We start from the raw sequence: 14,208 nt of genomic DNA on the forward strand, positions 1-14,208 counted from the left end.
GGTGAGATGGCGGCAAACAGGCGAAGATAGAACTGGCGAAAATAGAATAACGGCTATTATCAATAAATTTTAACAATTTGGCACAAGAGGGGCGATTCATGTGGGATTTCATCATTATTGGCGGCGGCATTCTGGGCATGTCCACTGCCATGCAGTTGCAAAAGGCCTATCCTGAAAAACGCCTGCTTGTGCTCGAGAAGGAGAGCGGCCCCGCCCAGCACCAGACCGGCCACAACAGCGGTGTCATCCATGCCGGGGTGTATTACACGCCGGGCAGTCTGAAAGCCAGATTCTGCCTTGAAGGCAACCGGGCAACCCGGGAATTCTGTGACCAGCACGGCGTGGCCTACACCACCTGCGGCAAGCTGCTGGTGGCCACCAACGCGCTTGAAACCGAGCGGATGCGGGCGCTATGGGAGCGCACTGCGGCCAACGGGCTTGAACGGGAGTGGCTGAGTGGCGAAGCACTCAAAGAGCGCGAACCCTATATTCGCGGTGAAGCGGGCATCTTCGTACCTTCAAGCGGCATCGTCGACTACGCCGAGGTCACGCGCGCCATGGCTGCCGAATTCGAGCGCCTGGGCGGCAGCATCCGCTATGGCGTCAAGGTCACGGGGCTTGAAGAGCGCCGGGCGGAAGTCGTGGTCAGCACCGCTCAGGACACGTTCAGCAGCCGCTACCTGGTGACCTGCGCAGGGCTCATGGCGGATCGCGTGATTCGTATGCTGGGTCAGGACCCGGGCTTCACGATCTGCCCGTTCAGAGGCGAGTACTACCGCCTGCCGGCGCGGCATAACCAGATCGTCAATCATCTGATCTATCCGATTCCCGACCCCGCCATGCCGTTTCTGGGCGTTCATCTGACGCGCATGATCGATGGCGGCGTCACGGTCGGGCCCAATGCGGTGCTGGCGCTAAAGCGTGAAGGGTATCGCAAGCAGGACATGTCACTGCGCGATATGGGCCAGATGTTTACCCACCCAGGCATATTGAAGGTATTGGGCAGGCATCTGAAACCCGGCCTTGGCGAGATGAAGAACTCGCTTTACAAGCGCGGCTATCTGGAGCTGGTGCGCAAATACTGCCCCAGCCTGACGCTTGATGACCTGCTGCCTTACCCGGCGGGCGTGCGCGCTCAGGCGGTTTCGCGGCAGGGCAAGCTGATGGATGATTTCGTGTTCGTGAACACCCGGCGGACCGTGAACGTGGGCAACGCGCCGTCGCCGGCGGCCACCTCGGCGCTGCCTATCGGGGCACATATTACCCGGCAGGTCATGGCACTATTGTCCCAATAGCCTCCACGCATGAGCCGTGCTAACGTCTGGCTACCGCTTCTGCACGAACAGGAGTCGGAAATTTGCACCTCCTTTGTCAACCCTACCTATAAGTCCAAACAGGACGGAGGCATTACGCATGCGCACACTCAAATACGCAGCCGCAGCATCCATGCTGGCCGTAGCACTGCCTGCCAGTGCCCAGCAGCTCTCTATCGCCACCGGCGGCACCGGGGGCGTTTACTACCCCATCGGCGGCGGCCTGGCGGAAATGATCAACAAGCATATCGAAGGCGCTCAGGCGACGGCAGAAGTGACCGGCGCCTCGGTCGAGAACATGGGGCTGATCATGCGTGGCGATGCCGACCTTGCCACGGCACTTGCCGACACGGTGTATCAGGCATATACCGGCACCGGCGATTTTGAAGGCCGTCAGATAGAAAATACTCGCGCACTCGCCTCCATCTACCCCAATGCGGTGCAACTGGTCACGCTTGCGGAATCCGACATTCAAAGCATCAGTGACCTGGCCGGCAAGCGGGTTTCCGTCGGTGCGCCGGGGAGCGGTACCGAGCTTAACGCCCGCGCCGTGCTGGAAGCCAACGGCATCAGCTACAAGGACTTCACGCCTCAGCGGCTCAACTTCAACGAAACCGCCGACGCTATCCGCGATGGCGATATCGATGCCGGTTTCTGGAGCGTAGGTCCGCCCACCAGCTCGATCCTCAACCTGGCGGCCACGCGTGATATTCGCCTGATCGGCTTGTCGGATGAAGAGATTGCCAACGCTCAGGAAGAAGAGGCGGTCTTCGCCCCTTACGAGCTGGCCGCCGGCATGTACGACGGCATGGACGAAGCCGTCCAGACCATCGGCATTCCCAACGTCCTGGTGGTCAATGCCGATATGGATGAAGACCTCGCCTACCAGCTGACCCAACTGCTGTTTGAACACATTGACGAGCTGATCGCCGTACACCCGGCAGCCAACGACACCACAATCGAGTTCACCATGAACTCTACGCCGGTACCGCTGCACCCGGGCGCGATCCGTTACTTCGAGGAAGTGGGTGCCGAGATTCCGGACCGCCTGCGCCCGGAATGACGTTCTGACGGAGTATCTGTCATGCAGTGGCAACAACGAACGCTGATGATGCTCCTGCTGGTCGGTTTACCGCTCGCCGAGGCCGGGGCTTCCCCCGCCTCGGCGTCGGCGCATCTGGTGGTAACTACCCAGCAGGGTGAAACGCTGCTGGATATGCCAGCGGCCAGCGGAGCGAGCTGGTGCATTCAATGGAAGCATTCGGTTGAACACTTCACGGTGCTGGACTGCTACCGCAACGCGAATGGCGTCATGCAGCTTGAGCGCAGCCACCAGCCCGACTTTGCCGCCGGGCTTGGGCATATCATGGGCCGGGGTGAGCAGGTATCCGATGGAAAGGGCGGCTACTGGATCAACGCCATCAACGAGCCGGTGGCCGACAACCGCTATGTGCTTCGGGTCGGCGCGCCAGCGGTCAACCACCAGGTGGTATGGCCGGGGGGTGAGCATCCGGCGGTAAGTCTGAGCGAGCAGGCGGCCGGGCAACGGGTGACGATCCAGCTGGTAGAGCCATCGACGCACACCATAAGTCAATAAACAGTGTGAAGTAAGCAGCCTGAAGTAGACAAACAACCTGAGCCGCGAGAGCCAGGGTAGTACATGTCATTAAAAACAAGCTAGACAACATTTCCGAGGACTTCATGAACGAATCCAATCCACCGCCGGTCCTCATGCCGGGCGGTAATGCGATTCAGCCGCGTCTGGTGCTGTGGTGCATTACCATCGTGGCGGTAGCACTTTCCCTGTTTCAACTCTACTCCGCCGGCATTCAGCCGCTGGGGCTTTTTTACCAGCGCGGTATTCATCTGGCGCTGATCATGCTGCTGGCGTTTCTGATGTTTCCCGCCTTCGGGCCAAACCGCAAGCGCGGGGTACTGGGCTGGGGGGTTGATCTTGTGTTCTTCGCCGGGGCCTTGATCACCGGCGGCTATCTGGTGCTCTTCCTGGATGACATCTTCAGCCGGGCCGGGTTCTGGAGCGACACCGACATTCTGGTGGCCTGCATTGCCACGGTCACCGTGCTTGAAGCCAGCCGCCGTGCCGTAGGCCTTGGCATGACGATTATTGGTTTGCTGGCCATCGTATATGCCTTTGCCGGGCCGCGGGGCGAGCTGCCCTGGCTCGGCGAATGGTTGCCCGGCATTCTGAACCACCGCGGCTATTCGCTTGACCGGGTCGCCGGGCAGCTGTACCTGGGCCAGGAGGGCATCTTCGGCCTGCCGCTGGGCGTGGCAGCCACCTATATCTTCATCTTCGTGCTGTTCGGCGCGTTTCTGGAAAGCACCGGCGCGGGCAAGTTCTTTATCGATATGGCCTACGCGGCCACCGGGCGCCAGCGCGGCGGCCCGGCCAAGGCCGCTGTGCTTGCCTCGGCCGGCATGGGGTCCATTTCGGGTAGCGCCATTGCCAACGTGGTGACCACCGGCGCCTTTACCATTCCGCTGATGAAAAAGCTGGGCTATCAGCCCAAGCAGGCGGGCGGCATCGAAGCGGCCGCGTCCACCGGCGGGCAGATCATGCCGCCGCTGATGGGTGCCGGCGCCTTCCTGATCGCCGAATACACCAATACGCCGTACCTGGACATCGTCAAGATCAGTATTCTGCCGGCGATCATGTACTTCGCCACGGTCTACCTGTTCGTGCACATCATCGCGCTGAAGCAGGGTATGCAGGGCATGCCCAGAAGCGAGCTGCCGAAGATGCGTCAGGTCATGAAGGATGGCTGGCACTTTCTGCTGCCGCTGGCGGTGCTGGTCTGGCTGCTGGCGCTGAGCCTTTCGCCCATGCGCGTGGGCTACTACGCGGTGGTGACCATGGTGGCCGTGGCGGTCATTCGCTATGCGCTGTGGTACTTCTTTGTCGCCCCCGGCCAGGGTCAGCCGGTTACGCTTGAGCGTACCAAAGGCGTTATCTGGGCAGGGCTTGTCAAACTGGTGGAAGGGCTCGAACTTGGCGCGCGCAACGCCGTGGCGGTTTCCATGGCCTGTGCCGTAGCGGGAATTATCGTTGGCGTGGTGGGGCTTACCGGCCTGGGGCTCAAGTTCTCCTCCATGATGCTGGCGTTCTCCGGCGGCAACCTGGTGCTGGCGCTGGTCATGGTGCTGCTGGCAAGCCTGATTCTGGGCATGGGGCTGCCGGTCACGGCAAGCTACATCGTGCTGATCGTGCTGGTGGGCCCGGCGCTGACCAACGAGTTCGGCGTACCGCTGTTGATCGCTCACCTGGTGGTGTTCTGGTACTCCCAGGACTCCAACGTGACGCCCCCCATAGCGCTTGCCGGGTTTGCGGGGGCGGCCATTGCGGGCAGCAAGCCCATGGAAACCGGTTTTCAGGCCTGGAAGTTTGCCAAGGGGCTTTACCTGATTCCGCTGTTCATGGTGTTCAACCCGGAAATCATCGTGGGCGGGCCGGTGCTGGTGGTGGCCTGGAACGCAGTCATTGCCATTCTGGCACTGTGCGCCTTTGCCGCCGCGCTCGAAGGTTACCTGTTTACCCGCATGGCCTGGTTACCGCGTCTGGCGATCAGCGCTGCCATCTTCGGCGTGTTCTACCCAAGCCTGCTTACTGAGGTGGCCGGCGTCATCGTCATGCTGGTAGCCATCGGCATGAACTGGAACGCCAGCAAGCGCGAAGCACCCACCACCGTGGCGTAAGGCGTCAGGAAAATACCTTGCATCTTGCAATAAAAAAGCCCGGAAACCACAAGGTTTCCGGGCTTTTGCGTTAAGCGCTGCGCACTTTTAGAAGATCGATTCTGCCGTACCCGAGCCCTGGGAGCCGCTGGCCTCTTCCAGCTCGCGGCTGATGCCGCGCGGCTGGTAGTCAGGCAGGTGGTCACGGTGGAACAGCTCGGTGATACCGCCACCTTGCCCATCCTGTAAACGACGCCCGGTGTCGGGGTCTACCTGAGCGGTGACCACCGTTGAGGGGCGTTCCAGGATGGCGCTGGGCGTGCCTTCAAGCGCTTTACCCATGAAGGCCGTCCAGATAGGCAGGGCCGCGTTGGCGCCGTATTCGGCAATGGTTTCATTGCTGTCTTTACCCACCCATACGGTGGTGACCAGGTTGGCATTGAAGCCTGCAAACCAGGCATCGCGCTGACTGTTGGTAGTACCGGTCTTGCCCACGATGTCTTCACGGTTGAGGCTTAGCGCACCGCGCCCGGTGCCCGAGGTGATAACGTCGCGCAGCATGTCGCGCAGGATGTATACGGCCGCGGCGTCTGCCACGCGCTCGGCAATCGGATATTCGCGCCCGTCGATCTCGACGAACTCCTGGCCCTCTTCACAGCTCGGGCAAGCCACTTTGGGCGTGGCTTCATCGATAAGCTCGCCATCATCGTTACGCGTCACGCGCTCGATAAACCACGGGGCTACCTGGAAGCCGCCGTTGGCGATCACCGAGTAGGCGTTGGTCATTTCCATGGGCGTGAGGCTCGCGCTGCCCAGCGCCAGCGAAAGCCCGTGAGGCAGACGGCCAGGCGCGAAGCCGAAGCCTTCCAGGTAGTTGATCGTGTGATCCAGCCCCATGGTCTGCAGCACGCGGATGGTAACCAGGTTACGCGAACGGGCAAGGGCCGGGCGCAGGCGCATGGGCCCCTGGAAATCGCGGCTGGAGTTGACCGGGCGCCACATCGAGTTGCTGCCGTCATCCAGTACGACCGGCGCATCGTTCACCACGCTTGCCGCGTTCATTTCACCGTCCTGAAGGGCGGCCAGGTAAATGAACGGCTTGAAGATGGAGCCCGCCTGACGCTGGGCCTGAATGGCGCGGTTGAACTTGCTGGCGTTGAAATCAAACCCGCCCTGCAGGGCCAGAATGGCACCGGTGCGTGGGTCCTGCGCAACCAGCGAGCCTTCGGCATCCGGGCGCTGGGAAAGGCGCACGGCACCGTCCGAGGGTTCGATGATCCGCACCAGATCACCACGCACGGCGATCTGGTCGGCGGAGCTTGGCTCGCCGCCGCGGCTGCGCGGGCTTTGATACGCGCGCGCCCAGCTCAGGCCGTCCCAGCCAATGGTCTTGAGTTCGCCGCCGCGGGTCAGCACCTGCATCTCCCGGCCGCTGCTTTGCACCACGATGGCCGGCTGAAGCAAGCCATAGTTGGGCGTACGATCCAGTACCTGAATCCAGTTGCTCACATCGCCTTCGATACCGGCGATCTCGGTCTGGCTGCGCTCGGCGGCCTGACGGGCGGTCTGGCGGATTTCCGGCGACTCGGAAAGCTCTTCCTCAAGGCCTTGGGTGGCGGTACGTTCCTGGGCTTCGACAAGGCTTGGCGCAATGTCGTGCTGCTCGGCACCGCGCCAGCCGTGGCGCATATCATACTCGCGCAGGCCGCTTGCCAACGCATCACGGGCGAACGGCTGAAGCTTGCTGTCCAGCGTCGTGTAGATACGGTAGCCGCCGGTGTAGGCGGTATCACCAAAGCGCTCAACCGCGTACTGGCGAGCCATTTCGGCCACGTAAGAGGCATCCACTTCCGTCTGAGTATAGTGGCGGCGGGCGGTTACCGGCTCCTGTACCGCCGTCTGATACAGGCTGTCATCGATGTAGCCAAGCTCGCGCATCCGGAACAGGATCCAGTTGCGGCGAATGAGCGAGCGCTCCGAGTTGGCCAGCGGGTTGAACGCCGAGGGTGCCTTGGGCAGCCCCGCGATCATGGCGGTTTCCGCCAGGGTCAGTTCGGAAAGCGGTTTGTCGTAGTAGGTATCGGCCGCCGCGGCAATGCCGTAGGCTCGATTGCCTAAGAAAATTTTGTTAACGTAAAGTTCGAAGATCTCTTCCTTGCTCAGCACCTTCTCCATCTGCAGGGCAAGCAGGATCTCGCGGATTTTACGTGTGAAGGTCTGGTCCAGCGTCAGCATGTAGTTACGCGCGACCTGCATGGTAATGGTCGAGCCGCCGGACTGAATGGCACCACCGCTCTGGGCAAGCTCAACGGCTGCCCGGGCAAGGCCGCGGGGGTCGACACCCGCGTGATCAAAGTAGTTGGTGTCTTCGGCGGCGATCAGGGCGTTCACCATGTTCTGAGGGATTTCATCGAAATCCACCACTACCCGGCGCTCTTCACCAAATTCACCAATCAGCTTGCCGTCGTTGGTGAAAATACGCAGTGGCGAATGCAGCTCGAAGTTTTGCAACTGGCGCACATCGGGCAGGCCCGGCGAGAAGTAGATAGCAGCACCCACCACGGCAAGCGCGGCGGCACCCACTAACGAAACGACAAGAAAGAACAGCGATAGGATGAGGGTTCGCAAAAACGTCATGAACAGGGGGCACCCATGATAAGAAGAATAGGATCGGCGTTTAAACGGCCGTATCGCGCAATTGGCTGCCATTATAGGAAGGCGAGGCACCGGCCACCAGTGTTGATATGGCGTAAATTCAACAGCGCGTTACATGATTGATGAGGCGTAACGCCGCGGGGCAGGCACGCAAGAAGGCGGGGTGAAACCTAGTATGCGCTTATTCAAAGCCAGTAAAAGCTTGATTGGCATCGATATTACTTCAAGCGCCGTCAAGCTGTTGGAGTCCAGGAAACGCCGTGACACCTGCCAGATCGAAAGCTACGCGATTCGACCGCTTTCCAAGGGTGCCGTCGTCGACGGTCGCGTTCAAAGCGCCGATGACGTGACGCACGCCTTGGTTCAAGCACTTGACGATGCCAGACCCGCTACCCGAAATGCCGCTATCGCCTTGCCCGCTCGCATGGCCATCACCAAAACGCTCACCTTTCCTTTAGAACTCAACGAGCAGGAAATCGAGGAGCGTTTGCTGGTCGAGTCAGACCGCCTTCTTCCTTTTCCGTTCACTGACGTCGCCTTTGATTTTGTGTCTCTGGGCGCCATGCCGGATGCACCGCATTTACAGCAGGTCATGCTGGTTGCCGCCCGGCACCAGGACCTCTGGTCGTGGACCGATGTAGTGGTACGGGCGGGACTCGAGCCTGTCGCCGTTGACGTAAAAACCCTTGCGCTGGCGCGCGCGTTCAGCGCACTGAAGCTTGCCCTGCCAAGTAACGCAGGCCCAGCCTGTGCAGGTCTGGTAGAAATAACGCTTGGTGAAGAAGGTAAGGCGGCCATAACGCTTTATGTGCTTCATGACGGGCAGGTCATCTACACCCAGGAAGGTGGGTCTAAACGCATTAAGGCGACGGTTTCAGCCTGCTGCTTTACCTCTCTGGCACAGCAGATCAACCGCGCCTTGCGGCTTTATTACGCTACGGGGAAAGTGCCGGAGATTGCCTATCTGGTGCTGGTTGGAGACGAGGCGTCAGCGCCGGGCCTTGCCGCGCATCTTGCCAGGGCGTGTGGTGTTGACGTAGCGCCTGGCGACCCGCTGGGCGCCATGGGGCTGAGTAGCCGCCTGGCGAAACGGCTGGCTCCCGAGGCACTGGCAGACGACTCCACACGCCTGATGGCCGCCTGCGGGCTGGCCATGCGGGTGGCGCCATGAGCATGAGCATCAACCTGCTGCCCTGGCGCGAGGCGCGGCGCAGAAAGCGTACGCGCCACTTCTATATCATCATGCTGCTGGTCGGCGCCTTGGGGGCCCTGGTCGGCGGCGCAATTGCCCATGGCTACCAGCAGAAACTTGCCAGTCAGCAGGCCCGCAATGCTCATATCAAGAGCCAGATAGCCCTCTTCGAACATGAACTGGCCGAAGCTGAACGCCACCATCAGGCGATAGCTCGGCTTGAGCGGCAACTGGTCTTTTTCAGGCGCTTGCTTGAAGCGCGCCCCCAGACGCTGAACCTGTTCAATGACCTGGCGGCCAGCCACGTCGCCGGCGTGACTTACCAGCGCCTTGAGCGCCGCCATGGCAAGCTCAGTGCCACGGCGGTGGCGGATAGCGAGCATCAGGTATCCGAGCAGCTGCGCCGCCTGGCGCAAAGGCCGGGGCTTGAGAGGCCGGTACGCACCGGTGTCGAGCGTGGGCAGCACGGCCAGCGCCACTTCAGCTTCGAGATCGCGCCGCTGCGCGCTGACGAACAGGAGGCGCCATGATGTCCAGCCAAAGGCGTTGGCATGAGGAGTGGCAGCGTTTGCGAACGCTTGACTGGCAGGCGCTGGACCTTAATGAAGCGGGCACCTGGCCCTGGTCGATAAAAGTGCTTGGTGGCGTACTGGTGTTCATCGCTGCGTTAGCGCTCATCGGCGGGTGGTGGGCAAGCGACTCCCGCCTGGCGCTGGCAGGCGCCCAGCGGGAGGAGGCGCGCTTGCTCAACGACTACCGCAGCAGCGTTCACGCCGCCGGGTTGCTTGGCCAGGCGCGGGCTCAGAAGGCAGCGCTTGATGCACAGCTGACCCAGGTGCGCGGCATGTCAACGCCCGAGGCCGACATGCCAGCCTTGGTAGATAGTATTATTCACGCCGCCGAGGCTAATCGCCTCGCCGTCGACACCTTGCACCAGCAGCCGAGCGTCAGCCGTGCGCTGCATACCGAGCACCCTCTGGACATCGAAGTGCTCGGTGGCTATCACGAGATTGCCGAGTTTATCGCTGATATCAGCCGCCTGCCCCGGCTGCTCAGCGTGCATGCGTTTACCCTCGAGCCCAGTGCGCCGCAAAGCGCCACGCTGCGGCTGACGCTGGCGGCCCGCGCCTATGACACGGGGCCCTCAAGTGGGGGTGAAGACCACCCGCAGGAGGGGGCGCCATGAGATGGGGGCTCGCGGTGGTCATCGTGCTAGGGCTTTCAGGCTGTGGCGGGCCGGAGCTTGACCAGTTGGACGCCACGCTTGCCGCGCTGCGTGAAAATGCCGGGCCTTACGCCGTTGAAGCGGTAAAGCCGCTGCCGGCGGTTGCCAGGCCCGTATATCGCCACGCAGAAGCCCCGAACCCTTTTCAGATCGGCGAAATAGTGGCCGGGCCGGTGGAACGTACACGTACTGCGCACACGCCCGAACCCCTGGAAGATTTTTCGCTTGCCGAGCTGCGCCTGGTTGGCACGCTTGCCATGGGCGGGCAGCGCGTAGCCCTGGTCGAGACGCCGGGCGGGCAGGTGCTGAGCGCCCGTGAAGGTGGCTACATCGGTCGTGACAGGGCGCGCATTGCAGAAATAACCGCGCAGGCGGTGCACATTACCCGGCGCGCTGCTGCGCTTGATGTAGGGCAGGCGCCGCAGGTGTCGCTTTCCCTGGACGCGCCACGCCACACCCAATCAATGTAGAGGAGCACGCCATGGCCGCATGGATGAATCGAGTAGCGCTGGTGGTTTTACTGCTGATGCCTTGCGCGGCCATGGCATCCATACTCACCGCCATTGATGTGCACCGGGTAAGCGATAGCGAGGTCAGGCTGGAGCTTCAGTTCAGCGGGGGCGTAGCGGCGCTTCAGGGCTATCGCCTTGAGGACCCGCCGCAATTGATGCTGGATCTTGCCGATACGCAAAACGGCCTGGGCCAGCGCCATATCGGGGTGGGCCAGGCGGGCGTTGGGCGTATCAGCGTAGTGGAAGACGCCAGCCGTACCCGATTGGTCGTGGGGCTGGCCAGGCCGCTGGACTACACCGTGCAAACGGCTGATGACAAGCTTCAGATTACCCTGCGCGAGCCCTCTTCAGCGCTGACTCAACGCCTGCAGGGTGAAAGGCCGCGCCCTGCCGCAGGGGCTGGCGAGCCGACGCGCTTCAGCGGTGAAAAGCTGAGCCTGAACGTGCAGGACATGGACATACGCGCCGTGCTGGCACGGCTTGCCGAGTTCACCGACATGAACCTGATCGTAAGCGACAGTGTAACCGGGCGTATCACTCTGAACCTGAACGAGGTGGCCTGGGATCAAGCACTTGCGCTGATTCTACACACCCAGGGGCTTGCCAGCCGTGAGCATGACAACGTCATTCTGGTGTCGCCGGCAGGGGAGCTTGCCGAGCTTGAGCGCCAGGAGATGGATAGTTTGAGTCAGCAGGAGGCGCTTGCCCCGCTGGTGGATGAGCTGATCGAGATAAGATACGCCCGCGCCGAGGAGCTTGCGCCCCTGGTGCGCGGCGCTGACGGCTTCGGGTTATTGACCGAGCGCGGGCGGATCAGCGTGGACCCCCGAACCAATGCCCTGCTGATTCAGGATACCCCCGAACAGGTGCAGAGCATCATGGGTACGCTTGCGCGACTCGACGTGCCGGTGCGTCAGGTGCAGATCGAGGCGCGCATCGTGATTGCCCGGGACACCGCCTCCCGGGAGCTTGGGGTTAACTGGGGCGCCTCCAGCACGCGCGGCTTTCAGGCAGCGGAGAACGGCAATTTTGGTCCGCGCAACATCAACCCGGGCGGCCTGAACCGGGCGCGCGGCGGGCTGGCCGTTGACCTTGGCGCACCTTCCGGGCCTGGCACCGGCTTCAGCTTTGGCTATTTATCCGGCGATATTCTGCTCGACCTGGAGCTCAGAGCGCTGGAGAGCGAAGGCAAGAGCCAGACCATTTCGCAGCCGCGGGTCATTACTGCCAACCAGCGCACGGCGATCATTCGCCAGGGCGAAGAGCGGGCGTTTCAAAGCGTGGATGTGCAGGGTAATCCGGATACCCAGTTCAAGGAGGCGGAGCTTTCGCTTGAAGTCACGCCGCAGATTACGCCGGATAATCGTATTATCATGGACCTGGTCATCAAGAATGACAGCTTTCGGGAGTCCGGATTTGGCGGCGAGCCGCCTATCGATACCAACCAGATCGAGACTCAGGTGCTGGTGGATAATGGCCAGACGGTGGTGCTGGGCGGTATCTTGACCACCGAGCAACTCAGTCAAATGGCCAAAACACCGCTTCTGGGTGATATTCCTTGGCTTGGGCGGCTGTTTCGGTATACCGAAGAGAGCAATGAGAAGGTAGAGTTGTTAGTCTTTATTACTCCACGACTACTTGACGACGGCTTGGCGGTTCGCTGATGCAGGATTTACCCAACCTTTTTCTGATCGGCCCCATGGGGGCTGGTAAAAGCACGATAGGCCGCCTGCTGGCAGGTGAGCTTGCGCGCACGTTTTATGACAGCGACCACGCCATTCAGGACCGCTGTGGTGCGGACATTCCCTGGATATTCGATGTAGAGGGCGAGGGCGGCTTTCGTCAGCGCGAAATTCAGATGATCGACGAGCTTACCCGTCTTTCAAGCGTAGTGGTGGCTACCGGCGGCGGGGCGGTGCTGCGTGAAGAGAACCGCCGCGCGCTGCGCGAGCGCGGCACGGTCGTCTATCTGATGACCACGGTGGACCAGCAGCTCAAGCGCACCGCGAAGGATAGAAACCGGCCGCTTCTGCAGTGTGCCAACCGTGAGCAGGTGCTGATCGACATGTTTGCCGCCCGCGACCCGCTCTACCGCGCCACATCCGATATTACCGTACGCACCGACCGTCGCAGCCCGCGCGCAGTGGTCAATGAAATCCTGCGCCGGGTACACCGGATGCTCGACCCGCTGGAAAGCGTCGATGCGCTCAACTCAAAGGTTTCTCCATGACTCGACCCGCCACGGCCCAGCGTACGCTTGATGTAGCCCTGGGCGACCGCAGCTACCCGATCCATATTGGCGCCGGACTCTTGAGCGACCCGCAGGCGCTCGTGCCCTACCTGGCGGGCAAGCAGGTAATGGTAGTCACCAATGAAACCATCGCCCCGCTCTATCTGGAAACGCTCTGCGCTACCCTGCCTGATGAGTTCGACGTACGCACCGTTATTCTGCCGGACGGCGAGCAGTACAAGAGTATCGAGCAGGTCGGGCGCATCTGGGATGCCCTGCTGGAGGCAGGCTTCAACCGGCGCTGTACGCTGGTAGCGTTAGGTGGGGGTGTCATCGGCGATATGGTTGGCTACGCGGCCGCCTCCTATCAGCGGGGTGTGGCCTTTATTCAAGTGCCTACGACGCTGCTTTCTCAGGTGGACTCGTCTGTCGGCGGCAAGACCGGCGTCAACCACCCGCTCGGCAAGAACATGATTGGCGCATTCTGGCAGCCCCGGGCGGTGCTGATCGATATCGCAACGCTTGCCACCTTGCCGGGCCGCGAGCTTTCGGCAGGCCTTGCCGAGGTCATCAAGTATGGGCTGATACGCGACGAGGCGTTTCTGAGCTGGCTTGAGGAGAACATGGCGGCACTGCGCCAGATAAGCCCTGAGGCCGTGATCGAAGCCATCGCCAGCAGTTGCCAGATCAAGGCCGATATCGTCGCTGACGATGAAACCGAGCAGGGCGTTCGCGCGCTGTTGAACCTGGGGCATACCTTTGGTCACGCCATCGAGGCGCACCAGGGTTACGGCAACTGGCTGCATGGTGAAGCAGTGGGCGCCGGGATGGCCATGGCGGCTACGCTCTCCGAGCGATTGGGCTTTATCAGTACCGCCGACCTGAAGCGCGCTCAGGCGGTGATCGAAAGTGCCGGGCTGCCGCTGGCGGCCCCGGCGGGCATGGGCAGTAACGACTTTCTCGTCCGTATGCGCCTGGACAAGAAAAATGTGGATGCCAGGCTGCGCCTGGTGCTGCTCGATGCCATCGGCGATGCCTGCATTGATGACACTACCTCTGAAGCGTTGCTGTGCGAGCTTATCGACGGCTACCCGCGCGCGTAACCCGTCTGTAAAGCAGCACTGTTTTTATAAAACCCGCCGATTGGCGGGTTTTCGCGTTTTTAGAACAGTGTTAGATAATTGGTCATAATGTAATCAGCATGAGTTATGCGTTATCGGCATGGGGGTAAAGTGTGTTGTTAGACTAAAGTTCAATGGGTTTGGTTTTTCGTTGAAATAGCGTTTTATCAATATGCAAGTCCTTGAACTGTATGTCTTTTTTGTCATGTGCTGTGTTGCAAATGCTGGATTTGAAAAGGGTTTCTTGCATTGGCGGGTGTCGGGTGA

At 61.2% G+C, this 14,208-nt stretch carries 12 protein-coding genes; 11 read left to right on the top strand and 1 reads right to left on the bottom strand.

The genetic code is table 11. The features are described from left to right. Positions 1-98 precede the first annotated feature (98 nt). The 4 genes from lhgO (at position 99) to B0H98_RS06765 (ending at position 5,027) form a co-directional block, all read left to right on the top strand. Positions 99-1,295 carry an L-2-hydroxyglutarate oxidase gene (gene lhgO / locus B0H98_RS06750; protein WP_106374309.1) on the top strand — a complete coding sequence of 399 codons (1,197 nt, stop codon included), beginning with the start codon at positions 99-101 and terminating at the stop codon, positions 1,293-1,295. A gap of 118 nt (positions 1,296-1,413) precedes the next feature. Beyond that, positions 1,414-2,376 (top strand): TAXI family TRAP transporter solute-binding subunit, encoded by a 963-nt coding sequence (locus B0H98_RS06755; RefSeq protein WP_106374310.1) that lies wholly within the window; start codon positions 1,414-1,416, stop codon positions 2,374-2,376. A gap of 21 nt (positions 2,377-2,397) precedes the next feature. Next, positions 2,398-2,910, top strand: a complete 513-nt coding sequence (locus B0H98_RS06760) for a DUF1850 domain-containing protein (RefSeq protein ID WP_106374311.1) — start codon at positions 2,398-2,400, stop codon at positions 2,908-2,910. A gap of 104 nt (positions 2,911-3,014) precedes the next feature. Continuing rightward, positions 3,015-5,027: a TRAP transporter permease gene (locus B0H98_RS06765; RefSeq protein ID WP_106374312.1), complete on the top strand. Its 2,013-nt coding sequence runs from the start codon at positions 3,015-3,017 to the stop codon at positions 5,025-5,027. 87 nt (positions 5,028-5,114) lie between these two features. Here the strand turns inward: B0H98_RS06765 and B0H98_RS06770 are convergent, their stop codons facing one another. Further along, entirely contained in the window at positions 5,115-7,643 is a 2,529-nt protein-coding gene (locus tag B0H98_RS06770) for a penicillin-binding protein 1A (protein ID WP_106374313.1), read from the bottom strand. A gap of 193 nt (positions 7,644-7,836) precedes the next feature. Between B0H98_RS06770 and pilM the strand changes: the two genes are divergently transcribed. From pilM to aroB, 7 genes are read left to right on the top strand one after another with little or no spacing between them, the layout of a single operon-like run. Further along, positions 7,837-8,832 carry a type IV pilus biogenesis protein PilM gene (gene pilM, locus B0H98_RS06775; protein ID WP_106374314.1) on the top strand — a complete coding sequence of 332 codons (996 nt, stop codon included), beginning with the start codon at positions 7,837-7,839 and terminating at the stop codon, positions 8,830-8,832. Next, on the top strand, positions 8,829-9,383 hold the full coding sequence (locus tag B0H98_RS06780) for a PilN domain-containing protein (RefSeq protein WP_106374315.1): 555 nt from the start codon (positions 8,829-8,831) through the stop codon (positions 9,381-9,383). The genes pilM and B0H98_RS06780 overlap by 4 nt, the downstream gene beginning before the upstream one ends. Beyond that, entirely contained in the window at positions 9,380-10,039 is a 660-nt protein-coding gene (locus B0H98_RS06785; RefSeq protein ID WP_106374316.1) for a type IV pilus inner membrane component PilO, read from the top strand. The genes B0H98_RS06780 and B0H98_RS06785 overlap by 4 nt, the downstream gene beginning before the upstream one ends. Next, the gene (locus tag B0H98_RS06790) at positions 10,036-10,548 is read left to right on the top strand and encodes a pilus assembly protein PilP (protein ID WP_106374317.1); all 513 of its coding nucleotides are present in this window, start codon (positions 10,036-10,038) and stop codon (positions 10,546-10,548) included. The genes B0H98_RS06785 and B0H98_RS06790 overlap by 4 nt, the downstream gene beginning before the upstream one ends. 11 nt (positions 10,549-10,559) lie before the next feature. Further along, positions 10,560-12,254: a type IV pilus secretin PilQ gene (locus B0H98_RS06795; protein ID WP_106374318.1), complete on the top strand. Its 1,695-nt coding sequence runs from the start codon at positions 10,560-10,562 to the stop codon at positions 12,252-12,254. After that, entirely contained in the window at positions 12,254-12,820 is a 567-nt protein-coding gene (gene aroK, locus B0H98_RS06800) for a shikimate kinase AroK (RefSeq protein ID WP_106374319.1), read from the top strand. The genes B0H98_RS06795 and aroK overlap by 1 nt, the downstream gene beginning before the upstream one ends. Then, positions 12,817-13,923, top strand: coding sequence for a 3-dehydroquinate synthase (aroB, locus tag B0H98_RS06805; RefSeq protein ID WP_106374320.1), 1,107 nt, complete (start codon positions 12,817-12,819; stop codon positions 13,921-13,923). The genes aroK and aroB overlap by 4 nt, the downstream gene beginning before the upstream one ends. The last annotated feature ends 285 nt before the right edge of the window (positions 13,924-14,208 follow it).

Source organism: Vreelandella songnenensis, assembly GCF_003002925.1.
In the GTDB taxonomy this organism is placed as follows: domain Bacteria; phylum Pseudomonadota; class Gammaproteobacteria; order Pseudomonadales; family Halomonadaceae; genus Vreelandella; species Vreelandella songnenensis.

Coding starts and splice junctions, on each gene's coding strand:
- lhgO (WP_106374309.1), top strand. CDS start 99: ATGTGGGATTTCATCATTATTGGCGGCGGCATTCTGGGCATGTCCACT.
- B0H98_RS06755 (WP_106374310.1), top strand. CDS start 1,414: ATGCGCACACTCAAATACGCAGCCGCAGCATCCATGCTGGCCGTAGCA.
- B0H98_RS06760 (WP_106374311.1), top strand. CDS start 2,398: ATGCAGTGGCAACAACGAACGCTGATGATGCTCCTGCTGGTCGGTTTA.
- B0H98_RS06765 (WP_106374312.1), top strand. CDS start 3,015: ATGAACGAATCCAATCCACCGCCGGTCCTCATGCCGGGCGGTAATGCG.
- B0H98_RS06770 (WP_106374313.1), bottom strand. CDS start 7,643: ATGACGTTTTTGCGAACCCTCATCCTATCGCTGTTCTTTCTTGTCGTT.
- pilM (WP_106374314.1), top strand. CDS start 7,837: ATGCGCTTATTCAAAGCCAGTAAAAGCTTGATTGGCATCGATATTACT.
- B0H98_RS06780 (WP_106374315.1), top strand. CDS start 8,829: ATGAGCATGAGCATCAACCTGCTGCCCTGGCGCGAGGCGCGGCGCAGA.
- B0H98_RS06785 (WP_106374316.1), top strand. CDS start 9,380: ATGATGTCCAGCCAAAGGCGTTGGCATGAGGAGTGGCAGCGTTTGCGA.
- B0H98_RS06790 (WP_106374317.1), top strand. CDS start 10,036: ATGAGATGGGGGCTCGCGGTGGTCATCGTGCTAGGGCTTTCAGGCTGT.
- B0H98_RS06795 (WP_106374318.1), top strand. CDS start 10,560: ATGGCCGCATGGATGAATCGAGTAGCGCTGGTGGTTTTACTGCTGATG.
- aroK (WP_106374319.1), top strand. CDS start 12,254: ATGCAGGATTTACCCAACCTTTTTCTGATCGGCCCCATGGGGGCTGGT.
- aroB (WP_106374320.1), top strand. CDS start 12,817: ATGACTCGACCCGCCACGGCCCAGCGTACGCTTGATGTAGCCCTGGGC.